The organism is Burkholderia sp. Bp8994, assembly GCF_003853805.1.
GTDB lineage: Bacteria > Pseudomonadota > Gammaproteobacteria > Burkholderiales > Burkholderiaceae > Burkholderia.
The window spans coordinates 108,567-129,988 of record NZ_QTQH01000008.1 but is presented as its reverse complement, the minus strand read 5'-3'; the positions used below and the strand labels follow the sequence as shown (position 1 = coordinate 129,988).

23 protein-coding genes are annotated in these 21,422 nt (G+C 67.7%); 5 read left to right on the top strand and 18 right to left on the bottom strand.

The features are described 5' to 3' along the window. The first annotated feature begins 15 nt into the window (after positions 1 to 15). On the top strand, positions 16 to 402 hold the full coding sequence (crcB, locus tag DIE04_RS10565) for a fluoride efflux transporter CrcB (protein WP_044846234.1): 387 nt from the start codon (positions 16 to 18) through the stop codon (positions 400 to 402). Positions 403 to 426: 24 nt separating this feature from the next. Then, complete coding sequence (locus tag DIE04_RS10560; protein WP_124521627.1) at positions 427 to 777, top strand: DUF190 domain-containing protein; 351 nt, start codon at positions 427 to 429, stop codon at positions 775 to 777. A 14-nt stretch (positions 778 to 791) separates the two neighbouring features. Here the strand turns inward: DIE04_RS10560 and DIE04_RS10555 are convergent, their stop codons facing one another. Both DIE04_RS10555 and DIE04_RS10550 read right to left on the bottom strand, forming a co-directional pair. Beyond that, positions 792 to 1,355, bottom strand: a complete 564-nt coding sequence (locus DIE04_RS10555; RefSeq protein WP_044846232.1) for a YggT family protein — start codon at positions 1,353 to 1,355, stop codon at positions 792 to 794. Positions 1,356 to 1,431: 76 nt separating this feature from the next. Then, complete coding sequence (locus DIE04_RS10550; RefSeq protein ID WP_124521629.1) at positions 1,432 to 2,361, bottom strand: Rossmann-like and DUF2520 domain-containing protein; 930 nt, start codon at positions 2,359 to 2,361, stop codon at positions 1,432 to 1,434. Positions 2,362 to 2,873: 512 nt separating this feature from the next. Between DIE04_RS10550 and DIE04_RS10540 the strand changes: the two genes are divergently transcribed. Next, a complete protein-coding gene (locus DIE04_RS10540) occupies positions 2,874 to 3,167 on the top strand; it encodes a hypothetical protein (RefSeq protein ID WP_044846230.1) in 294 nt (97 codons plus the stop codon). Between the two features lie 103 nt (positions 3,168 to 3,270). On the opposite strand, the gene DIE04_RS10535 is transcribed toward DIE04_RS10540, so the two are convergent. Both DIE04_RS10535 and DIE04_RS10530 read right to left on the bottom strand, forming a co-directional pair. Beyond that, entirely contained in the window at positions 3,271 to 3,945 is a 675-nt protein-coding gene (locus DIE04_RS10535) for a LysE family translocator (RefSeq protein WP_124487761.1), read from the bottom strand. A 34-nt stretch (positions 3,946 to 3,979) separates the two neighbouring features. Continuing rightward, on the bottom strand, positions 3,980 to 5,536 hold the full coding sequence (locus DIE04_RS10530; protein ID WP_124487762.1) for a UbiD family decarboxylase: 1,557 nt from the start codon (positions 5,534 to 5,536) through the stop codon (positions 3,980 to 3,982). 597 nt (positions 5,537 to 6,133) lie between these two features. On the opposite strand from DIE04_RS10530, the gene DIE04_RS10525 reads away from it, so the two are divergent. Next, on the top strand, positions 6,134 to 7,261 hold the full coding sequence (locus tag DIE04_RS10525; RefSeq protein WP_124521631.1) for a lytic transglycosylase domain-containing protein: 1,128 nt from the start codon (positions 6,134 to 6,136) through the stop codon (positions 7,259 to 7,261). Positions 7,262 to 7,380: 119 nt separating this feature from the next. Here the strand turns inward: DIE04_RS10525 and DIE04_RS10520 are convergent, their stop codons facing one another. The 9 genes from DIE04_RS10520 to DIE04_RS10480 form a co-directional block, all read right to left on the bottom strand. Further along, positions 7,381 to 8,577, bottom strand: a complete 1,197-nt coding sequence (locus DIE04_RS10520; RefSeq protein ID WP_124521633.1) for a pyridoxal phosphate-dependent aminotransferase — start codon at positions 8,575 to 8,577, stop codon at positions 7,381 to 7,383. A gap of 69 nt (positions 8,578 to 8,646) precedes the next feature. Further along, positions 8,647 to 9,084 carry a transcription antitermination factor NusB gene (gene nusB, locus DIE04_RS10515; protein WP_044846225.1) on the bottom strand — a complete coding sequence of 146 codons (438 nt, stop codon included), beginning with the start codon at positions 9,082 to 9,084 and terminating at the stop codon, positions 8,647 to 8,649. Then, positions 9,081 to 9,599 (bottom strand): 6,7-dimethyl-8-ribityllumazine synthase, encoded by a 519-nt coding sequence (ribH, locus tag DIE04_RS10510; RefSeq protein ID WP_124521635.1) that lies wholly within the window; start codon positions 9,597 to 9,599, stop codon positions 9,081 to 9,083. Before ribH ends, nusB begins: the two co-directional genes overlap by 4 nt. 53 nt (positions 9,600 to 9,652) lie before the next feature. Then, positions 9,653 to 10,795, bottom strand: coding sequence for a bifunctional 3,4-dihydroxy-2-butanone-4-phosphate synthase/GTP cyclohydrolase II (gene ribBA, locus DIE04_RS10505; RefSeq protein ID WP_044846224.1), 1,143 nt, complete (start codon positions 10,793 to 10,795; stop codon positions 9,653 to 9,655). Positions 10,796 to 10,982: 187 nt separating this feature from the next. Next, positions 10,983 to 11,501 (bottom strand): DUF1993 family protein, encoded by a 519-nt coding sequence (locus tag DIE04_RS10500; RefSeq protein ID WP_124487766.1) that lies wholly within the window; start codon positions 11,499 to 11,501, stop codon positions 10,983 to 10,985. 182 nt (positions 11,502 to 11,683) lie between these two features. Then, positions 11,684 to 12,313, bottom strand: a complete 630-nt coding sequence (locus tag DIE04_RS10495) for a riboflavin synthase (RefSeq protein ID WP_124521637.1) — start codon at positions 12,311 to 12,313, stop codon at positions 11,684 to 11,686. 14 nt (positions 12,314 to 12,327) lie between these two features. Then, on the bottom strand, positions 12,328 to 13,449 hold the full coding sequence (gene ribD, locus DIE04_RS10490; RefSeq protein WP_124487768.1) for a bifunctional diaminohydroxyphosphoribosylaminopyrimidine deaminase/5-amino-6-(5-phosphoribosylamino)uracil reductase RibD: 1,122 nt from the start codon (positions 13,447 to 13,449) through the stop codon (positions 12,328 to 12,330). A gap of 15 nt (positions 13,450 to 13,464) precedes the next feature. Next, the gene (gene hemL / locus DIE04_RS10485) at positions 13,465 to 14,748 is read right to left on the bottom strand and encodes a glutamate-1-semialdehyde 2,1-aminomutase (RefSeq protein WP_124487769.1); all 1,284 of its coding nucleotides are present in this window, start codon (positions 14,746 to 14,748) and stop codon (positions 13,465 to 13,467) included. Between the two features lie 174 nt (positions 14,749 to 14,922). Beyond that, a complete protein-coding gene (locus tag DIE04_RS10480) occupies positions 14,923 to 15,375 on the bottom strand; it encodes a hypothetical protein (protein ID WP_124487770.1) in 453 nt (150 codons plus the stop codon). A gap of 247 nt (positions 15,376 to 15,622) precedes the next feature. On the opposite strand from DIE04_RS10480, the gene DIE04_RS10475 reads away from it, so the two are divergent. Then, positions 15,623 to 16,840: a Bcr/CflA family multidrug efflux MFS transporter gene (locus DIE04_RS10475; RefSeq protein WP_124487771.1), complete on the top strand. Its 1,218-nt coding sequence runs from the start codon at positions 15,623 to 15,625 to the stop codon at positions 16,838 to 16,840. Positions 16,841 to 16,860: 20 nt separating this feature from the next. On the opposite strand, the gene DIE04_RS10470 is transcribed toward DIE04_RS10475, so the two are convergent. The 5 genes from DIE04_RS10470 to pgl all read right to left on the bottom strand — a co-directional run bounded on the left by DIE04_RS10470 (position 16,861) and on the right by pgl (position 21,344). Further along, positions 16,861 to 17,322, bottom strand: coding sequence for a type VI secretion system amidase immunity protein Tai4 (locus DIE04_RS10470; protein ID WP_124487772.1), 462 nt, complete (start codon positions 17,320 to 17,322; stop codon positions 16,861 to 16,863). Between the two features lie 73 nt (positions 17,323 to 17,395). After that, positions 17,396 to 17,752 carry a DUF1493 family protein gene (locus DIE04_RS10465; RefSeq protein ID WP_124521639.1) on the bottom strand — a complete coding sequence of 119 codons (357 nt, stop codon included), beginning with the start codon at positions 17,750 to 17,752 and terminating at the stop codon, positions 17,396 to 17,398. Continuing rightward, positions 17,752 to 18,183, bottom strand: a complete 432-nt coding sequence (locus DIE04_RS10460) for an STM2901 family protein (protein ID WP_124487774.1) — start codon at positions 18,181 to 18,183, stop codon at positions 17,752 to 17,754. The genes DIE04_RS10465 and DIE04_RS10460 overlap by 1 nt, the downstream gene beginning before the upstream one ends. A gap of 574 nt (positions 18,184 to 18,757) precedes the next feature. Next, complete coding sequence (locus DIE04_RS10455; protein WP_124487775.1) at positions 18,758 to 20,686, bottom strand: bifunctional transcriptional regulator/glucokinase; 1,929 nt, start codon at positions 20,684 to 20,686, stop codon at positions 18,758 to 18,760. Continuing rightward, positions 20,664 to 21,344 (bottom strand): 6-phosphogluconolactonase, encoded by a 681-nt coding sequence (gene pgl / locus DIE04_RS10450; protein WP_124521640.1) that lies wholly within the window; start codon positions 21,342 to 21,344, stop codon positions 20,664 to 20,666. The genes DIE04_RS10455 and pgl overlap by 23 nt, the downstream gene beginning before the upstream one ends. Positions 21,345 to 21,422 lie beyond the last annotated feature (78 nt).

Below are 21,422 nucleotides of genomic sequence, written 5' to 3'. Positions count from 1 at the left end.
CAGCGAGGAGCTCCCTTGTTCTATTCGATGGTCGCGATCTTCGTCGGCGCCGGGCTCGGCGCATTGCTGCGCTGGTTTCTGAGCCTTGCGCTCAACGCGTTCTTTCCCGCCGTGCCGCTCGGCACGCTCGCCGCGAACCTGATCGGCGGCTACGTGATCGGCGTTGCCGCCGTCGTTTTTACCACCCGCGTCGGGCTGCCGCCCGAGTGGCGGCTGTTCGTGATCACCGGCTTCCTCGGCGGCCTCACGACGTTCTCGACCTATTCGGTCGAAGTGATGACGCACGCGGTGCAGGGCGAATTCGGATGGGCGTTCGCGGTGGCTGCCCTACACTTGACTGGATCGTTCACGCTGACGGCGCTCGGCATGTGGACCGCGCGCGCGTGGTTCGCGGCGGCCTGAGCGCGCCGGCACCGGGAGGACGCGATGGACAGGGTCTTCTTGCGCTTCTACGTGCACGAGCAGCACCGGCTGCACTGGAAGCCGCTGTGGGAGTGGTTGCTGGAGGAGGGAAACCGGATGGGGGTCGCGGGCGGTTCGGCGTTTCGCGCGATGGCCGGCTTCGGCCGGCATCGGGTGCTGCACGAGGACCGCTTTTTCGAACTGCAGGGTTCGCTCGCGGTCGAGGTCGAGTTCATCGTCACCGACGACGAGGCGAAGCGGCTGCTCGAGCGCGTGTCGCGCGAGAAAGTGCGCGTGTGCTACGCGATGATTCCGGCGAATTTCGGCGTGATCGACACGCTCGAGGCGCCGCCGGCGCAGGGGCCGGCAGCGTAGCGCGACACGTCGGATCAGATGCCGAAGATCGTCAGCGACACGGCGGCGCGCGTGACGATCATCAGCAGCACCTGCACGATCACGAACAGCAGGATCGGCGACAGGTCGATGCCGCCGAGGTTCGGGATCACACGGCGCAGCGGGTTCAGGAACGGTGCGGTGAGCTGGTAGAGGATCGGCATCGCCGGCGAGCGCGGATTGAGCCACGACAGCAGCGCCATCAGGATCGTCATCCAGATCACGAGATTGAGCGCCCACTTCACGACGGTGAGCAGCGCGACCACGACGAGCGTCGCGATCACCGAGGCCGGGTCGAAGCCGGCCATCACGACCATCAGCACCACATAGACGAGCGCGGTGAGCAGCGCTGCGACGACGCTTGCCCAGTCGATGCCGCGCACGCCCGCGATCACGCGGCGCAGCGGCAGCACGAGCCAGTTGGTCGCCTGCAGCACGGCCTGCGTGACGGGGTTGTACGGCGGCACGCGGACGGCCTGCATCCAGACGCGCAGGATCAGCGCGGCGCCGAACAGCGTGAAGACGGTATTGAGCAGAAAACGGGCGATCTCGCCGAACATCGTTGGCATCCTTTTTATACAGTCGAGTAGCGTGCGGCCGCCAACGCCGGATGGCGGCGCATCGGCCGACACCTTATCACGCCTCGTCCCGCGGCGGGGAGGGGTGCCCGGTCGTGCGCGCGAGCGACGTTTCGACGGCCTGCGTGAGCGCCGGCAGCGCGGCCGGCGGCGCGGCGCGCTTCGCCGCGAGCGCGACCGCGCGGCGGGTCATCAGCGCGTACAGCGTCGCGTGATCGCCGCCGCGCGCCTCGAGCAGCGCGAGCTGACGCTCGACGATGCCGGTGTCGCCGCGCGATACCGGGCCCGCGAGTGCGTTCGCGAGGCCCTTGTCGCGCGCGGTCTCGATCGTGCCGGCGAGCATCGGCAGCAGCGCGCGCAGCGCCGCTTCCTCGTCGAAGCCGAGGCCGCGCCACAGCTCGACCGCCTCCGACAGCCCGCACAGCGCGAAGCTCGCCGCGTAATGGGCGGCCGCGTGATAGAGCATCCGGCCGCCGGCCGGAATCGACAGCGGATGGCAGCCGAGTGCGTCAGCAAGCCGCAGCAGCGTCGCGTGCAGCGCGCCGTCGGCTTCGAGCGTGACCGAGCAGCCGTCGATGCGGGCGAGATCGGCGTCGGTGCCGCCGAACAGGTAGAGCGGATGGAAGCCGCCCGTGGCCACGCCTTGCCGCTTGGCCGGATCGAGCAGCTCGACCGCCGACGCACCGCTGCAGTGGACGAGCGCCTGGCTCGCCGCGCGCGCCGCGTCGAACCGCAACGCCGCGGCGGTCGACGCGAGATGGTCGTCGGGCACGGTGAGGAAGATCAGGTCGGCGGCGTCGACGACCTGCTGCGGCGTGTCGACCGCGCGGCAGCCGTCGATGCGCGCGGCGAGCGCCGTGGCCGATTCCGCCGTGCGGCTCGCGATCGCGACGACCGGAAAGCCGGCCGCCGCGAAACGCAGGGCAAGGCAGCGCGCCAGGCGGCCGGCGCCGATGAAGCCGAGGCGGGGCGTGTCGGGAAGGGACATGGTGGGTCACGAAGCGAAAACGGAGCAGCCGCCAGTATCGCAGGAATGACGGGGCGGCCGCGCAAGGGCGGCGTCGGGCGAGGACGACCTGGAAGACCGCGTGCGACACGGGGTAGCGGTAAATTCGCGCGGCCGTTTTCGCCGCCCGCGACGATCGCGTGATTCGGCCCCGAATCACGCGGGGGCCACATCCCCGTTGAATTGTCGGCGTCTTGTCTCAAATTTGTAATCGTTCATTACGGAAGCGTGCCCGCCGTGCTTGCCGGATCCGGTAAGACTGACCGGACAATGTGTCGCGCTTTCACTGGTCGGACGGAATCACGCGACCGGCAAGCGATGTCAAGGATCCGCAAGGCCACGCCGCACGGTGTTTGCAGCCGGATGGAATTGCAATTTGCAACAAATGCGCGATACGCGCGCGGCGGGTTTTCGCTACATTGCTTGCATGCGACGTGCATGCCCGCCGTTGCCGACAGGAGCGCACAAATTACCGCTCCAGCAGGAGAATCGAAGTGAAAAAGCTCATTCCGTTCATCGCCGCCGCCGCGCTGGGCCTGGGTGCCGCGAGCGCCGCGCAGGCCCACGTGTCGATCGGGGTCGGCATCGGGGTTCCGATCGCACCTGCGTATCCCGTGTATGCGGCGCCGCCGCCCGTGTACTACGCACCGCCGCCCCCGCCCGTGTATTACGCGCCGGCGCCGGCCTACTATGCACCGCCCCCCGTGGTCGTCGGCGGCTACTACGGCCGTCCGTACTGGCGTCACGGTTACGGCGGCTGGGGCCACCACGGCTACTGGCGTCGTTGACGCATTCCGCGCGGCGGCCTGACCGCGCGCGGCAAAACGGCGCAACGTCCCGCGTGGGGCGTTGCGCCGTTTTTCATTGGGCGCGCGATCCGGTGCGCGCCGGTTACGACACGGCGTGCGCGATCAGGTCGCGATAGCCGCCGACGATCACGCTGTACGAGAAATACGCGAACAGCAGCGCCGACGCGACGTGGCATGCGCGCATCAGCCCCGCGCCCGCGCGCTTGCGGCCCTGGCTCGCGAGCGTGCACATGAACAGCGTCCACGCGAGGCCGCCGAGGAAGAAGCCGGACAGGAACACCGACGCCGTGGCCGGCGTGGTCGCGCCGGCTTTCGCGATCAGCGCGCCGCCGACCGCCGCGAACCACAGGATCGCGCTCGGCGACGACATCGCGAGCAGCATCCCGCGCATGAAGCTGCGCCGCGCACTGGCACGCGGCTGCGGCGTGTCGTCCGCATCGCCGTCGTCGGTGCCGCCGGCCGGCGCGAGCGCTTCACGCGCCATCTTCCACGTGAGGAACAGCAGCACCGCACCGCCGCCGATCCAGACGATCCAGCGCACGGTCTCGAACTGCAGCAGCACGGCCATGCCGGCGAGCGCGAGCGCCGCGTAGACGAGGTCGCCGACGCACGAGCCGACGCCGAGCCAGAAGCCGGGCCGGAAGCCGTGCGACAGCGTCAGCGACAGCATCGCGACGTTGACGAGGCCGATGTCGAGACATAGCGAAAGCGACAGGAAGAATCCGTCGGACAGCATCGAGGCGGGAGGAAAGCTCATCGTCGTTCTTGTCGGGTGCGTTCAGCGCGCGGACTTACAGTCCGATCTCCTGCCAGAGGCGGTCGACGCGCGCCTTCACGGCGGCGTCCATCTCGATCGGGCGGCCCCATTCGCGGTTCGTCTCGCCGGGCCACTTGTTGGTCGCGTCGAGCCCCATCTTCGAGCCGAGGCCCGCGACGGGCGACGCGAAATCCAGATAGTCGATCGGCGTGCTGTCGACCATCACGGTGTCGCGCACGGGGTCGACGCGCGTCGTGATCGCCCAGATCACCTCGTTCCAGTCGCGGATGTTCACGTCCTCGTCGACGACCACGATGAACTTCGTATACATGAACTGCCGCAGGAAGCTCCACACGCCGAACATCACGCGCTTCGCATGGCCGGCGTAGCTCTTCTTCATCTGGACGATCGCCATCCGGTAGCTGCAGCCTTCCGGCGGCAGGTAGAAGTCGGTGATCTCGGTGAACTGCTTCTGCAGCAGCGGCACGAACACCTCGTTGAGCGCGACGCCGAGCACGGCCGGCTCGTCGGGCGGCTTGCCCGTATAGGTCGAGTGATAGATCGCGTCGCGACGCATCGTGATGCGCTCGACGGTGAACACCGGGAACCACTCCTGTTCGTTGTAGTAGCCGGTGTGGTCGCCGTACGGGCCTTCGAGCGCATGCTCATAAGCGGCCGACGCGTTGCCGGCCGGCCGCGGCGGTGCGCCGGCCGGGGCGGGGGCGGGCGCGCCTTCCTGCGGATAAATGAAACCTTCGAGCACGATCTCCGCGCGGGCGGGCACCTGCAGCGTGTCGACGCCGGGCGTCAGGCACTTCGCGAGCTCGGTGCGGCTGCCGCGCAGCAGGCCGGCGAACTGATACTCGGACAGCGAATCGGGCACCGGCGTCACCGCGCCGAGCGTCGTGGCCGGATCCGCGCCGAGCACGACCGCGACCGGATATGGCTTGCCGGGGTTCTTCAACGCGAATTCGCGGAAGTCGAGCGCGCCGCCGCGATGCGCGAGCCAGCGCATGATCAGCTTGTTGCGGCCGATCAGCTGCTGGCGATAGATGCCGAGGTTCTGGCGCGGCTTGTTCGGCCCGCGCGTGACCGTGAGGCCCCACGTGACGAGCGGCCCCGCGTCGCCGGGCCAGCAGGTCTGGATCGGCAGCTTGTGCAGGTCGACGTCGGCACCTTCCCAGACGATCTCCTGGCACGGCGGCGACGACACCGATTTCGGCGCCATGTCCCATACGGCCTTCGCGAGCGACAGCAGCTTGCCGGCGTCCTTCAGGCTCTTCGGCGGATCCGGCTCCTTCAGCGCGGACAGCAGCCGCCCGAGGTCGCGCAGCGAGCCGAGCGCGGCGTCGTCGCCGGCATCGACGCCCATCCCGAGCGCGACGCGGCGCGGTGTGCCGAACAGGTTGCCGAGTACCGGGAACGCATTGCCGGGCGGCGCGGCGAACAGCAGCGCCGGGCCGCCGGCGCGCAGCACGCGGTCGCACAGCTCGGTCATTTCGAGCACGGGCGACACGGGTTGCGTGACGCGCCGCAGTTCGCCGAGCGCCTCGAGGCGCTGGATGAAATCGCGTAAGTCTTTGTATTTCATGAACAAGGTCCGGGCCGCCCGCAAGGCGGGCAGCGATGGGCGGGCGCAGCGGCCGGCTGCGGCCCCGAATCGAGCGCAGATTTTACCCGGGCCGCCGCGCGCACGCCCGGGCGGAGAAAAAAGTGGACCGCGCGGAGAGCCCCTACGGCAGGGGGCTTGCGATCTGAAGGGCGGTTCAAAATTACTTTTTGTTATAATTTGAAGGTTTTATAGTGTTGACGATCTATAAAACCCTGCTAGAATCCGCTCACATTGGCTGCAGGGTAAAAGGCTTCGAGCCGCCAATCACCGATCTTTGACGCAGCGCGTCACCGTCCGCCGAAACCTGCACGGCGTATTCGACGGCCTTTGTCGTAGTCCCAGCCAGCGCCACCAGACGCTGGTTTTTTGCGTGGGTGCCACCGCGTATGCCCGCCTCGCCCAATGTGCGAAGGTGCCGGCCGTCTTATACCGTGGCCTCGAACGGTACTTATACCGTTTCCCCGATGCCTGCATGCCCCGACCAAGGCGTGCGGCGTCGTGATTCCGCGGCGCGTTTTCTGTCTCGCCATCGAGCCGAGCGAGTCGCACGAGTCATGTTCATGGGAGATGATCTGAATGAACGCTTGGTTATCGTGGCGTCCCAGTGAGCAGCATGCACAGATCGTGCGCAACATGCTGCGTCGCGGGACGCGTGTCAGTCACCATTTATTCAGCGTCGTCGGCTGTTTCGCCGTCGCGATCGCACTGGCCCTGTGGCTGCTGCCGACCGTGCGCGGGAACCTCGCCGCGAAGCTGATGCCGGTCGTATCCGCGGCCGTGCAGGCCGGTCCGGCCCGTCTGCTGACCGGCCATCCGCTGCCGAACTTCGCGCCCGCCGGCGCGCAGCCGCAGCAGGAAGAGGCTCCCGAGACGGATGCGCTCGCCGTCGGTCTCGACGTGGCACCGGAAACCGCCGCGCAGAGCGATGCGTCCGATCCGGCCCGCAACGGCCCGTCGCCTGTCGCGCTCGCGAAACTGATCCCGTCCCAGCGGGTCCCGGCCGATGCGCGCGACGACCGTGCGCTCGCGTCGAACCGCCAGCAGGCGCTCGTCGCCACCTACCTGTCGCGCCGTTACCGGGTCGCCCAGGAGCCGCTCGGCCAGCTCGTCAAGGCCGCGTTCCAGACCGGCCACGACGTCGGCCTCGATCCGCTGCTGCTGCTGTCCGTGATGGCGATCGAATCGGGCTTCAACCCGTACGCGGAAAGCGGCGTCGGCGCGCAAGGCCTGATGCAGGTCATGTCGAAGGTCCATTCCGACAAGTTCGAATATTTCGGCGGTACCGACACCGCACTGCAGCCGCTCGCGAACCTGCAGGTCGGCGCGCTCGTGCTGAAGGACTGCATCGCCCGCGGCGGCTCGCTTGCGAACGGCCTGCGTCTGTACAACGGCTCGACCAACCCGGACGACACCGTGTACGGCTCGAAGGTCATGGCCGAGCGCGGCCGCCTGCGCGATGTCGCGCACGGCCGCAGCGTGCCGGTCAATGCGCCGCAGGCGCCGGCCCAGCCGTCGAAGCCGATCGTCACCGCGGCCGTGACGGCGGCGGCAGGCAGCACGAAGCGCATGCACGCGACGCTCGACGCAGCGCAGCCGATCGCCGCGAAGGCCGCCGCGGCGCCGAAGGGCGCGCCGCAGCAGGACGACGCAAGCGTCGACACCGCGAAGCAGGCGCACGGCGATCATTCGGAGCTCGGCGCGTAAGTCACGCAACGCCCCGCGGTTCCGGCAGGACTCAAGCAAAAAGGCACCCGTTCGGGTGCCTTTTCGTTTTGGCGTGGACGGTAGCGTCCGGCACGCCGGCCGGGAGGGCCGCTCGGACGTCAGTGCTGGCCGAACAGCGTCGCGAGCCGCTCGACGGCCTCTTCGAGGCGCGAATAGGCGGTCGCATAGGACAGCCGGATATAGTCGCGCGGCGCATGCACGCCGAAATCCATGCCCGGCACCAGCACGACGCCCGCGTCGTGCAGCATCGCCTGCGTGAGCGCCGCGCTGTCGCCGGCCGCCGGATGGGCGACGCCGCCGCAGTGCGCATAGACGTAGAACGCGCCGTCCGGCATCACCGGCACCGTGAAGCCGAGCCGTTCGAGCGCCGGCGCGATGAAGTCGCGGCGACGCTTGAATTCGAGGCGACGCGCCTCGTAGATGTCGAGCGCCGCCGGTTCGAAGCACGCGAGCGCCGCGTGCTGCGCGAGCGTGGACGGGCAGATGAACAGGTTCTGCGACAGCTTTTCGAACGTGCTCACGAGCGCGGGCGGTACGACCAGCCAGCCGAGCCGCCAGCCGGTCATGCTGAAGTACTTCGAGAAGCTGTTGACGGTGACGACATCATCGCCGTATGACAGCGCCGACACGGGCGCCGCATCATAGCTGAGCCCCTGGTAGATCTCGTCGACGATCGTGAAGCCGCCGCGTGCGCGCACGGCTTCGACGATCCGCTTCAGTTCGTCCGGCTCGAGCGACGTGCCGGTCGGGTTCGACGGCGACGCGAGCAGCACGCCGCGCGTGCGGCTGCCCCAGCGCGTGCGGACGTCGTCCGCGGTGAGCTGGAAGCGCGCTTCCGGGCCGCTCGGCACGAGCACCGGGAGGCCTTCGGCCGCCGCGACGAAGTGCCGGTTGCACGGGTACGACGGGTCGGGCATCAGCACCTCGTCGTCGCGGCCCACGAGCGCGAGGCACGCGAGCAGCAGCGCGGCCGACGCGCCGGCCGTCACGACGATCCGCTCGGGGCTGATCGTGAGGCCGTACGCGCGCGCGTAGTGCGCGGCGATCGCTTCGCGCAGCGGCGCGATGCCGAGCGCGCTCGTGTACTGCGTGACGCCGCGGCGCAACGCGGCCGCCGCCGCCTCGACGACGGGCTCCGGTGCGGTGAAGTCCGGCTCGCCGATGCCCATGTGGATAACGTCGCGCCCGGAGGACTCGAGCCGCTGTGCCTCCTTCATCAGTTCCATCACGTAGAAGGGCTGGATCGCGTCGACGCGTGCGGCGAGCGTGACGAGCGAATCGGCAGTGGTATTCATCGGTCGGGCGGAGCGGGGAGGGGAGGGAGAACGAAAAACGGGCGCTCGCGCGCCCGTCTACCTGCGGAATCAGCCGTTGCGGCGCGCCTGCGTTTCGGCGGGGCGCAGCTTCGCGGCGAGCTTGTCGAGCACGCCGTTGACGTACTTGTAGCCGTCGGAGCCGCCGAACGTCTTCGCGAGTTCGACTGCTTCGTTGATGATCACGCGGTACGGCGTTTCGACATGATGCGTGAGCTCGAACGTCGCGATCAGCAGCACGGCGCGTTCGACCGGCGACAGCTGGTCGACCGGACGGTCCAGCGACGGCGTGAGGGCTTCGACGAGCGTCGCATGCTCGCGAATCACGCCGTGCAGGATCGCGTCGAGCAGCTCCTTGTCGGCCTTGTCGTAACCGAGCGCGCCGCGCAGTTGCGCGTCGATCTCGCCGGGGGCCGCGTTCGACAGCAGCCACTGATACAGGCCCTGCGTCGCCAGCTCGCGCGATTGTCGGCGGGCGCTCTTCTTCATGCGCGCTCCTCTTCGTCGTCTTCGTCTTCTTCGTCCTCGTCCTCATCGTCGCCGAGCTGGTCGAGTGCCATCGTCAGGTTGGCCATCTCGACCGCGACGCGCGCGGCGTCACGACCCTTTTCGGTCATGCGCGCGACGGCCTGCTCGTCGTTTTCGGTCGTCAGGACCGCGTTCGCGATCGGCAGGTTGAAGTCGAGGCCGATGCGGGTGATGCCCGCGCCGCTTTCGTTCGACACGAGTTCGAAATGGTACGTCTCGCCGCGGATCACCGCGCCGAGCGCGATCAGTGCGTCGAACTGGCCGCTTTCCGCGAGCTTCTGCAGCGCGAGCGGGATTTCCAGCGCGCCGGGCACCGACACGAGCAGCACGTCTTCACCGGAGACGCCGAGGCGCTCGAGTTCTTCGACGCACGCATCGGCGAGGCCGTTGCAGACGGGTTCGTTGAAGCGGGATTGCACGATGCCGATACGCAGGCCGTCGCCTTCGAGATTCGGTTGGTATTGTCCGATTTCCATGATCTGGTCCGTGGTGTGGATGAACGGTTATAGGGCGAAAGCGTCGTGGCGGGTTACGCGTGGGACGCCGGGCAGGACTTGGCTTCGCCGCCGGGCATCGGAATGAAGCCCGTGACTTCGAGGCCGTAGCCGGACATGCTGCCCAGCTTGCGCGGATTCGACAGCACCTGCATCCTGGCGACGCCGACATCGCGCAGGATCTGCGCGCCGATGCCGAACGTCTTGAAATCGACCGGCCGGCGCTTCAGCGCAGCGGCCTTTTCTTCCTCGTCGAACGCCTTGAAGACGTCGATCAGATGTTCCTTCGTGTCGCCGCAGTTGAGCAGCACGATCACGCCGAGGTCGCGTTCCGCGATGTCGCGCATCGCCGCGTCGAGCGTCCACGAGTGTGTCGAGACGCCCGTCTCGAGCAGGTCGAGGACCGACAGCGGCTCGTGCACGCGCACGGGCGTATCGACGTCGGGCGACGGCGTGCCGCGCACCAGCGCGATGTGCGGCGAGCCGCTCGGCTGGTCGCGGTACAGCACCGCGCGGAACGTGCCGTGCGCGGTCTGCATCGTGCGCTCGGCGATCCGCTCGATGATCGATTCGGTGCGGCTGCGGTACTGGATCAGGTCGGCGATCGTGCCGATCTTCAGGCCGTGTTCCTTCGCGAACTCGAGCAGGTCGGGCAGGCGCGCCATCGTGCCGTCGTCCTTGATGACCTCGCAGATCACCGCGGCCGGCGTGAGCCCGGCGAGCGCGGTGAAGTCGCAGCCGGCCTCGGTGTGGCCGGCGCGCACCAGCACGCCGCCCGGCTGCGCCATGATCGGGAACACGTGGCCCGGCTGCACGATGTGCTCGGGACGGACGTCGTGCGCGACCGCCGTGGCGATCGTATGCGCGCGGTCGGCGGCCGAGATGCCGGTCGTCACGCCTTCGGCCGCTTCGATGCTGACCGTGAACGCGGTGCCGTACTGGGTGCCGTTGCGGTAGGTCATCAGCGGCAGGTGCAACTGCTTGCAGCGTTCCTGCGTCAACGTCAGACAAATCAGGCCGCGGCCGTACTTGGCCATGAAGTTGATCGCTTCCGGCGTGACGAATTCGGCGGCGATCACGAGGTCGCCTTCGTTTTCGCGGTCTTCTTCGTCGACCAGGATCACCATCCGGCCGGCTTTCAACTCCGCGATGATGTCGAGCGTGGAGGCGAGCGTCATAAGGGGGCGAGAAAGAGGAAAGTGCGTATTTTACGCCAGCCGGGCCGCGTTTCGGCTGGCACCGGCTGCGCGCGGCCGGCGAGCGCGCCGAAACGCGGCGCGACCGGCCTGCGAGGCGGGCCTGCCCGGGCCGCCGCGGCCCGCCCGATGTCAGGCAGCCGCAGGCTGGCCGGGGCCCCGCCGTGCGTCACGCGTGGTCGTTGCGGCCGCCGAGGTAGTCGAGCTTGCCGAGTTCGACGCCGCTGTGACGCAGGATGTCGTACGCCGTCGTCACGTGGAAGAAGAAGTTGGGCAGCACGAAGTTCAGCAGGTACGACTGCCCGGTGAACTCGATCGGACCGACACGCATCTTGAGCACGACCTGGCGTTCTTCGCTGCCGTCGATCTGCGCGGCGTCGAAGCCTTTCAGGTAGTCGATCGTCTTCTGGATGCGCGCATGCAGTTCGTCGAACGTCTGCTCGACGTCGGGGAAGCTCGGGATGTCGACGCCGGCGAGCCGGGCGGCGCAACCCTTGGCCGTGTCGGTCGCGATGTACACCTGGCGGACGAGCGGCAGCATGTCCGGATAGAGGCGTGCGCCGATGAACACCGACGGGTCGATTTGCTTCTCGGCCGCATGCGCCTGCGCCTTGCCGAGGATGTGCTGCAGGTTGGTCAGGCCGCGGATCAGGACGGGCAGCGAAGCCTGGTACATCGAGATGGACATGGGGACGACTCCTGGAGGAAAAGGGGCAGCCGGTACGCGGCGCACCGTGCGTCGCGGCGCCGAAAACGCTGCCGTTGCATCTTAGCGCGACGGGATGGCGCGTGCGCGTCGTTGGCCATCAGGCCAGGTGCCGCGCCGAGCCGCCAGCCGCCAATCCCTGCCCAGGGGGCGGAACCGCCGGATCAGTCCTGATGCACGCCCTGCGATGCCGACATCATCCGCTCGACATACCGCGCGATCATGTCGATTTCGAGATTGACCTTGTCGCCGGCCGTCACGTGACGCAGCGTCGTGACCTCGACCGTATGCGGGATCAGGTTGATCGAGAATTCGCAGCCGTCGGCGCGATCGTCGACCGTGTTGACGGTCAGGCTCACGCCGTTGACCGTGATCGAGCCCTTGTACGCCAGATAGCGGCCGAGCTCGCGCGGTGCGACGATGCGCAGCTCGTGCGACTCGCCGACCGGCGCGAAGCGCGTCACGGTACCGAGGCCGTCGACGTGGCCCGACACGATGTGCCCGCCGAGGCGGTCGTGCGCGCGCAGCGCCTTCTCGAGGTTCACTTCGCCGGGTTGCGCGAGCCCGACCGTGCGGTTCAGGCTTTCGCGCGACACGTCGACGTCGAATCCGGTGCCGGTCTTGGCGATCACCGTCATGCACGCACCCTGGATCGCGATGCTGTCGCCGAGCGCGACATCGGCGAGGTCGAGCCCGCCGGCCTGTACGGTCAGCCGCACACCCGCGTCGGGCGACGCGCCGAGCGGGGTGATCGATTCGATGCGGCCGACGGCCGCGACAATTCCGGTAAACATCGTGACGGCTCCGTTCAATGCGTGGCAGGGGGCGGCGCGACACGCGCCAGGATCCGCAGATCGTCGCCGATCCGCTCGACGCTGTGGAACGCGAGCCGCGTGCGGGCGTCGAGGCTCGCCGGTGCGGCGAGGTCGAACATGCCGGCCGCGTCGCTGCCGAGCAGGCTCGGCGCGAGATAGACCAGCAGCTCGTCGACGCACTGCTCGCGCAGCAGCGAGCCGTTCAGCTTGTGGCCGGCCTCGACGTGCAGCTCGTTGACGCCGCGCGCGCCGAGCGCCGCCAGCATCGCGGGCAGGTCGACCTTGCCGTGCGCATTCGCGAGCGGCACGATTTCCGCGCCGCGCGACTTCAGCACGTTCGCGCGCACTTCGCCGGCGGCATCGAGCCGGCCGCAGAAGATCAGCAGCGGCGCGCCTTCGAGCAGGCGCGCATCGAGCGGCAGGTCGAGGCGGCTGTCGACCAGCACGCGCTGCGGCTGGCGCGGCGTGTCGATGCCGCGCACGGTCAGGAGCGGGTTGTCCTCGCGTACGGTGCCGATCCCGGTGAGGATCGCGCACGCGCGCGCGCGCCAGGCGTGGCCGTCGAGGCGCGCGGCCTCGCCGGTGATCCACTGGCTTTCGCCGGACGGCAGCGCGGTGCGTGCATCGAGCGACGCGGCCGTCTTCATCCGCACCCACGGGCGGCCGCGCGTCATACGCGACACGAAGCCGATGTTCAGTTCGCCCGCTTCATGCGCGAGCAGCCCGCAGCGCACGTCGATGCCCGCGTCGCGCAGCATTCCGAGGCCGCGCCCGGACACCTGAGGATTCGGGTCTTCCATCGCCGCGACGACCTTCGCGACGCGCGCGTCGATCAGCGCGTTCGCGCACGGCGGCGTGCGGCCGAAGTGGCTGCACGGCTCGAGCGTCACGTACACGGTGGCGCCGGCGACGTCGTGGCCGCGCGCGCGCGCGTCCTTCAGCGCCTGCACTTCCGCGTGGTCCTGGCCGGCCGGCTGCGTAAAGCCTTCGCCGATCACGTCGCCGTCCTTGACGATCACGCAGCCGACGCGCGGGTTCGGCGCGGTCGTATACATGCCGCGCGCCGCGAGCGTCAGCGCGCGCTGCATGTGGGCGAAATCGGTATCCGAGAACATGCGTGCGGACCCGGGTCAGGCGGCCAGCGCCGCGAACGCGCGGCGCGCGGCCGCCAGCGTCGCGTCGATCACCGCGTCGTCGTGCGTGCTCGACACGAAGCCGGCCTCGTACGCGGACGGCGCGAAGTACACGCCTTCGTCCAGCATCAGGTGGAAGAAGCGGTTGAAGCGCTCGGTGTCGCTCTTCGTGACTTCCGCGAAGCTGGTCGGCACGCGCTCGGCGAAGTACAGGCCGAACATCGCGCCGATCGAGTCGGCCGCGAACGGCACGCCGGCCGCGCGCGCTTCGGCCGCGAGGCCGTCGGCGAGGCGCTTCGTCTGCGCGGTGAGCGCGTCGTAGAAGCCGGGCGCCTGGATCAGCTGCAGCGTCTTCAGGCCCGCGGCGACCGCGATCGGGTTGCCCGACAGCGTGCCGGCCTGGTACACGCCGCCGAGCGGCGCGAGGTGGGCCATGATGTCGCGGCGGCCGCCGAACGCGGCAGCCGGCATCCCGCCGCCGATCACCTTGCCGAGGCAGGTGAGGTCGGCCGCGATCCCGTAGTACGCCTGCGCGCCGCCGAGCGCGACGCGGAAGCCGCACATCACCTCGTCGAAGATCAGCACGGCGCCGTGCTTCGTGCACAGCGCGCGCAGCGCGTTCAGGAACTCGGGCGTGCCGCGCACGAGGTTCATGTTGCCCGCGACGGGCTCGACGATCACCGCGGCGATCTCGTGGCCGAACGCGCCGAACGCTTCTTCCAGCGCGGCGACGTTGTTGTATTCGAGGACGGTCGTGTGCTTCGCGATGTCGGCCGGCACGCCGGCCGACGTCGGGTTGCCGAACGTCAGCAGGCCCGAGCCGGCCTTGACCAGCAGGCTGTCCGCGTGGCCGTGGTAGCAGCCCTCGAACTTGACGATGCGGCTGCGGCCCGTGAAGCCGCGCGCGAGACGCAGCGCGCTCATCGTGGCCTCGGTGCCGCTCGACACCATCCGCACCTGCTCGATCGACGGCACCAGCTTGCAGATTTCCTCGGCGATCTCGATTTCCGCTTCGGTCGGCGCGCCGAACGAGAAGCCGTCGGCGAGCACGTTCTGCACGGCCGACAGCACTTCCGGATGGACGTGGCCGACGATCATCGGGCCCCACGAGCCGATGTAGTCGATGTACTGCTTGCCGTCGGCATCCCAGAAGTACGGGCCTTGCGCGCGCGACACGAAGCGCGGCGTGCCGCCGACCGAACGGAAGGCGCGCACCGGCGAGTTGACGCCGCCCGGGATGGTCTTCTGGGCGCGTTCGAAGAGGATCTGATTGTTGGACATGTGCGAAACCTGCGAGAGAAGGGCGCGGGGGCCTGTGCACGGGCCGCGGCGCCTGAGCGGAACGATCGTCTGATTGTACCGGAGACGCGCCCGGCGGGCCCGCGGCCGGGTCTGCGGCCTTTGCGCGCGTGGGGGATTGGCCGGCGCGAACGGCGCGCGGCCGATCCGGCCCGCTTATCGTGGCGACCGGCGCTTGCCGGTCAGCTCGGCCCAGCGCTTCTCGAGCGGGCCTTCGACCATCGGCTTGATCGACGTGCCGGAGGATTGAGCGTCCCAGGTCTGCACCGAGTACGGATGCGCGCGCAGCGCGTCGCGCGGGATCACGACGTCCTGGTGGGCGTCGACCAGCCAGTCGTAGACGAAATCGATGCACAGCCGGTAGCCGCGCTTCGTCGCCGGGTCGGGCACCTCGTAGGGCGCGCGCGTCACGTAGCCCGAGCCGAACACGCCCTTCGGCTCCTGCGCGACGCGGTGCAGGAACACACGGTCGCCCGGCAGGATGCCGCGCGCGAAGCCGCAGCCCCACACGTCGTGCACGGCATCGCCGGCCTTCACGCGCGCGGCGACGTCGGGCAGCTCGGGCCACGGCCATTTCTTGGGGCTCCAGATCAGCAGGAAGGCGGTCATCGGGTCGGTCGTGCGTCGGATTGATCAGACAAGAGAGGCGGGGAGCAGCAAGCTTAATCGAATCCGCGCGCGGTCTGCCGCGACGCCGGTCATGCGCGCGTGTTCCAGCCTGGCGCGGCAGACCGCGCGCGGCACGCGAAAAAGTTGCGCGTACAATCATGTGCTTGAACGCGCCGCTTGCGGCGTAGCCTCCCGTCTTCACCGCCACGCGTGCCCCGATGCGCGCGGGCCTCCATTGCGGATACCCATGTCCCACGTCGTCCGGCGCCGGCCCGATGCCCGGCTGATCCTGTTGCTCGGTGCTCTCGCCGCCTGCGGGCCGATCGCCACCGACATGTACCTGCCGAGCCTGCCGTCGATCGCCGACGGCTTCTCCGTGAGCCCCGGCGCCGCGCAGCGCACGCTGACGAGCTTCATGGCCGGCTTCTCGATCGGCATGCTGCTGTACGGTCCGCTGTCCGATACGTGGGGCCGCCGGCCCGTGCTGCTCGGCGGCATCGCGCTGTTCACGCTCGCGAGTGTCGGCTGCTTCGTGTCGGGCTCGATCGACATGCTGATCCTCGTGCGCTTCCTGCAGGCGCTCGGCGCGGGCGCCGCGTCGGTGCTCGCCCGTGCGATCGCGCGCGACGCGCACGAGCCGACCGATGCGGCGAAGGTGCTGTCGATGGTCGCGATCGTCACCGCGGTCGGGCCGCTGCTCGCGCCGCTGATCGGCGGCCAGATCCTGCGCTTCGCCGGCTGGCGCGGCGTGTTCGTCGTGCTGGCCGCGTTCGGCGCGCTGTGCGCGGCGACCGCGTACCTGCGCGTGCCCGAAACCTGGCCGAAGGAGCGGCGCAAGAGCACGGCCGTGCTCGCGTCGTTCGCGTCGTACGGGCGCATCCTGTCCGATCCGGTCGCGTGGGGGCACATGCTGTGCGGCGGGATGGCGTTCGCGTCGATGTTCTCCTACATCACCGCGACGCCGTTCGTGTACATCGAGTATTTCCACGTGTCGCCGCAGCATTACGGGCTGCTGTTCGGCCTGAACGTCGTCGGGATCATGATCGGCAACTTCGCGAACACGCGGCTCGTCGGCCGCGTCGGCTCGCTGCGCCTCATCGCGACCGCGTCGCTCGTGAGCTGCGTCGCGTCGCTCGCGGTCGCATTCGTCGCGCTGACGGGACTGGGCGGGCTGTGGTCGATCGTCGTGTGCCTGTTCTTCGTCGTCGGCGTGGTCGGGATCCTGTCCGCGAACTGCACGACCGACCTGATGCACCGCTATCCGCACAACGCGGGTGCGTCGGCGGCCGTGTTCGGCGCGATGCAGCTCGCGCTCGGCGCGCTCGCGAGCATCGCGATCGGCGCACTGGCGGACGGCACGCCGTTCGCGATGGGTGTGACGATCGGCGTCTGCGGCGTGCTGTGTTTCGTCGGGCGTTACCTCGTGCTGCGCTGGCATGGCCGGCCGGTGAAAGCGGGGGCTTGAGCGGTGCGGGAGGATCGGCCTCACCTGGAGCGGTCTGACGAGCGATTATCGAGTCGATAGCTGCGCTTCGGGTTGATGACGAACCGTTTGACCTGAGCGTCGAGTTCCTTGCTGTGGTACAGGTCCAGGCATTTCAAAAAATCGAACCCGACGCCTTTGATTTCGGACTCGACGATCGGATTGCGATAGTCGCGTGCAAGAAAACGATTGACTAGCGATTTGCCCGCGTCGGGATTCCGTTCAAGATCGAAGTACGTCCAGTCCATCAGCGCACTCGCGCTGCATCCCGCGTCCATCGCAGCGGACGGTTCATTCCGATACGCGGTCGCGACACACTCGGCGAGCACCATGTCCTTGTAATTCTGGGCGTAGGTTCGGGCGCTGGCTTGTGGCGACGATGTCGTATCTGTTGCATGGCCCGATTGTGCCGCCAACGTCAGTGCCAAAAATATCACACGCTGGAACAGCGGATTTTGTCTCATGGCAGGCTCCAGACGCGTGCACAGATCCAACACATCGCCTAAAAAATAAACCGGTCTATTTGGCGAGGTACGATCAGCGCGGCAGACTTTCCAAGCGCTGATTGTTCCACTCTCCATCCAAAATAGCCTGATAGAGCATGCCTAGAGTCAGTGGCACTTTGTCATATTTTTCTCGGCGTTTTCTGGAGAAAGCCATCCGCGCCACTTCAATCAAGCTGAAGCCCTCTCCTGAGAAGTAGCGATTGAACTCAAAATCTCCAACTTGCACCGGAAACTTATCGAAGAAGCTCTCCATAAACTCGATCGCATCGTCGCCAGTGATATCCAAATCACCCTCGATGGCATGACCTTTTGTGAGAATTTTTTGGGGACTAACACCGGCCTCCCTTCTCACAAAATCCTGAAACTCGTTCCATGTAAATTGGCTCATCAGAACACCTTGTCCTCAGGCTTAACAAGCGCGTTATAGCGCGACACGGAACGAATGCTGATCATCGTGACATCGTTGGCAGCAATGACCCAGCCAACGACAGGAACCGCGCGCCCAACGAAAACCCCGATGTTTCTCACCAGAATGAACCTCAAGCGCTTAACGCTGGCGTTGGTCAGCGTTGGGAGGATCTTCTTCTTCAAATCGTAGTCCAGATACTTGCGACTCAATATCGACGCAACAGAAGTACCCGGCGTGGTACCAAAAGGCTTTGCTCGTGTTGGCATCCAATTTTGACCGGCCACAATGGCAACCACCGCTGCTACATCGTCAACACCAAGCTCCTTGCATGTCTCATCGACAAAGACAAGGAAAAACAGCTCCATCGGCGTGAGATCTCGATGTGTACCAAAGGCATAGGTATTGTTCATTATAGTATTCCTCTCTCAGGCTATCGACGAGGCTGAAACCTCGAAGAGAACGATCCCCTGCCTATCGTCTCGGGTGCTGCCTCCCAGCGAAGGCGGGGGATTTGATCACTTCTGCTTTGCCCGATCGCTGGATATTGGTGGCCACGTTGCCCCCAATCGTTCGCGCAACTTTCTCCGTGGAATTTATCGGCGCATAAATGCGCATTGCTGCTGCCCATGCGGCTGAAAAGCGTGGTCTAGGCATATCCCTCTCCGCAAACTGGATGAACGTGATGCTGTCGATGCCAATCGGGGTTCTGCGAGAAACGCGTCATTTCTCGCGTCGAACCGGGATGGCCGCATCACGGGGAGCGAAGGAAGTTACCGAGCCTGGGCAACTGCTGACAATTGGACTTGTTCGAAAATAGGGGCGTGTACGAACGTATGAGTCACGCGCAGCCCTCGGCAGACGGCATCGTCGATGCCTGCCGGGCCGCTGTGGTGCGGGGCGGTGCCGCACATGTGAAACACCCCGAACGCCGGGCTTGAATCCAGCATTCGGGGTGTCGTGTATCGACGGCGTTTCGCCGAAGCGTCAATCCCGCGCGACGTCCTTCGCCGCCGGTGACGCGCCGTGGCTCAGCCAGTCGAGCACGTCGGCCGTTTCGTCGTCGCTCGCCCGTGCGCGCGCCTGCGCGACGGCCTCCGGCAGCTCGCCGTTGGTCGACGCGCGACGGATCGCGACGCCGACCGCGAGGATGTCGATCATCAGCAGATGCAGGATTCGCGAGATCATCGACAGCTGAGATTCGCGCATCTCGATGTGATCGGTCTCGAGCGCGACGGTCGCGCGCTTCGCGAGCGGCGTGTTGCTCGACGTGATCGCGATCACCTTCGCGCCGGCCTGCATCGCGACCTCCAGCACACGCAGCAGCTCCGGCGCGCGTCCCGACTTCGACACCGCGACGATCACGTCGCCCTTGCCGAGCAGCGCGGCCGATGCGGCCTGCATGTACAGGTCGCCGTACGCGATCGTCGGGATTCCGAAGCGGAAGAACTTGTAGTGCGCGTCCTGCGCGACGATGTTCGAGTTGCCGAGCCCATAGAACTCGATGCGGCGCGCACCGTTCAGGATCTCGATCGCGTTCTCGACGTGCTCGAAGTTCAGGTGTTCGCGCAGCTGCAGGATCGCGGACACCGTGTTGTCGAGCACCTTCGCGCCGAAGTCGGTGGCCGTGTCGCCGAGATGGACCTGGCTGTGGCTCATCGGAATCGTGCCGGTGAGGCCGGTCGCGAGCTTCAGCTTGAAGTCCGACAGCCCCTGGCAGCCGAGCGAGCGGCAGAAGCGGATCACCGTCGGCTGGCTCACGTCCGCCTTGCGCGCGATGTCGACGATCGGGTCGTTGATGATCGAGCGCGGATGGTTCAGCGCGAGATCGGCGACGCGGCGCTCGGCCGGCGTCAGCGCGTCGCGCATCTGGCGGATCCGCTCGAACACGGCCGACGACGCGCCGCCCGAACGGTTCGACAGCTGCTCCGCGAGGATCGCCGATACCCCGAGGAACGCCGGATATTCGGCGGTGATCAGGTAGGTCGGGATGTTCTGGAGATACTGCGTGAAGCGGCCCTTCGCCTCGAAGCGTGCGCGGAACGACGAGCGCGTGAACAGTTCGCCGAGCTTCAGCGCGACGCCGCCGCCGATGTACACGCCGCCGAGCGCGCCGAGCGTCAGCGCGACGCTGCCCGCGAACGCGCCGAGGATCCCGCAGAAGCATTCGACCGTCTCGAGCGCGAGTGCGTCGCCCGCATGCGCACGCTCGACGATCTCGGCCGTGTCGACGGTCGCGGCGACGCGCTTCTTGTCGCGCGCGGCGAGCGCACGATAGATGATCTCGATGCCGGGCCCCGCGCACACGCGCTCGAACGACACGTGCGGAAACTTCTTGCGCGCGTACTGCAGCACGAGATCCTCGCGCTCGTCCTGCGGCGCGAACGACGCGTGACCGCCTTCGCTGCCGAGCGCGATCCAGCGGTCGTCCGCCGGAATCAGGCCGGACACGCCGAGCCCGGTGCCGGGCCCGAGCAGCCCGATCACGCTGTTCTGGCGGCGCGCGCCGCCGCCGATCTGCACGCGCTGCGCATCGGTCAGGCCCGGCAGCGCCATCGCGAGCGCGGTGAAGTCGTTGACGACGAGCAGCGTGTCGAAGCCGAGCGCGCGGCGCGTCGCCTCGATCGAGAAGCTCCAGTCGTGATTGGTCATCGTCACCTGGTCGCCGTCGACCGGGTTCGCGATCGCGATCGCCGCGTGGTTCACGCGGCTGATCTTCACGTCCTTCAGATACTTGCGGATCGCGTCGGTGAGCGTCGGGTAGTCGGCGCCGGGATAGACGCGGATCTGCGTGATCTCGCCGGGGCCGGTTTCCAGCGCGAATCGCGCGTTGGTGCCGCCGACGTCCGCGAGCAGGCGCGGGCCGTCGGCATGCTGGCCCGCGACGACAGCCTTACTTTGCGCACCAGTAGACATCGAGCTGGGTCCCCTTGTCGTTGGCCAGTTGGGAAATCGCGTTCTTCTGCAGCGTCGCGGCCGCGGCGTCGAGCACGTCGCGCTTGGCGGGGCCCGCGATCAACAGGAACAGCCGCTCGACGCGCTTCAGCGCATCGAGCGAAAAGCTCACGCGCGCATGCGGCGCGGCGCCGGGATGCACGGCGACGAAGCGCTCGGGCGTCGTGATCGCGTAGTCCCATTCGGGCGCGTCCGCGAAGATCGATGCCGTGTGGCCGTCCTCGCCCATGCCGAGCACCGCGACGTTCGGCACGCGGTAGTCGGCGTTGGCGTTGAGCGCGGCGACGTGCGCATCGAGCGATGCGCGCGTGTCGACGAGCGGCAGGAAGCGGGCAGGGGCCGCCGCGTGCTGCAGCAGCGTGTCGCGCACGAGCTGCGCGTTGCTGGCCGCGTCGTTCTCCGGCACCCAGCGGTCGTCGACCAGCGTGACGTCGACGCCGGCCCAGTCGAGCGCTGCGTGCGACAGCGTGTGCAGGAACGGGCGCGGGCTCGTGCCGCCGGACACCGCGAGCGTCGGGCGCGCGGGGCCGGCGAGCGCGGCGCGCAGCGCATCGCCGACGGCGCGCGCGAGCGCTTCGCTTTGCGCTTCCTGGGTGTCGAAAGCGTGGATCTCGATCACATCTCCTCCGGACTGCTTTGTCTGTTCAATTCGTGCGAATCGTGGGGCACGTTGCCGCGCGCTGGCGCGCACGGCAAC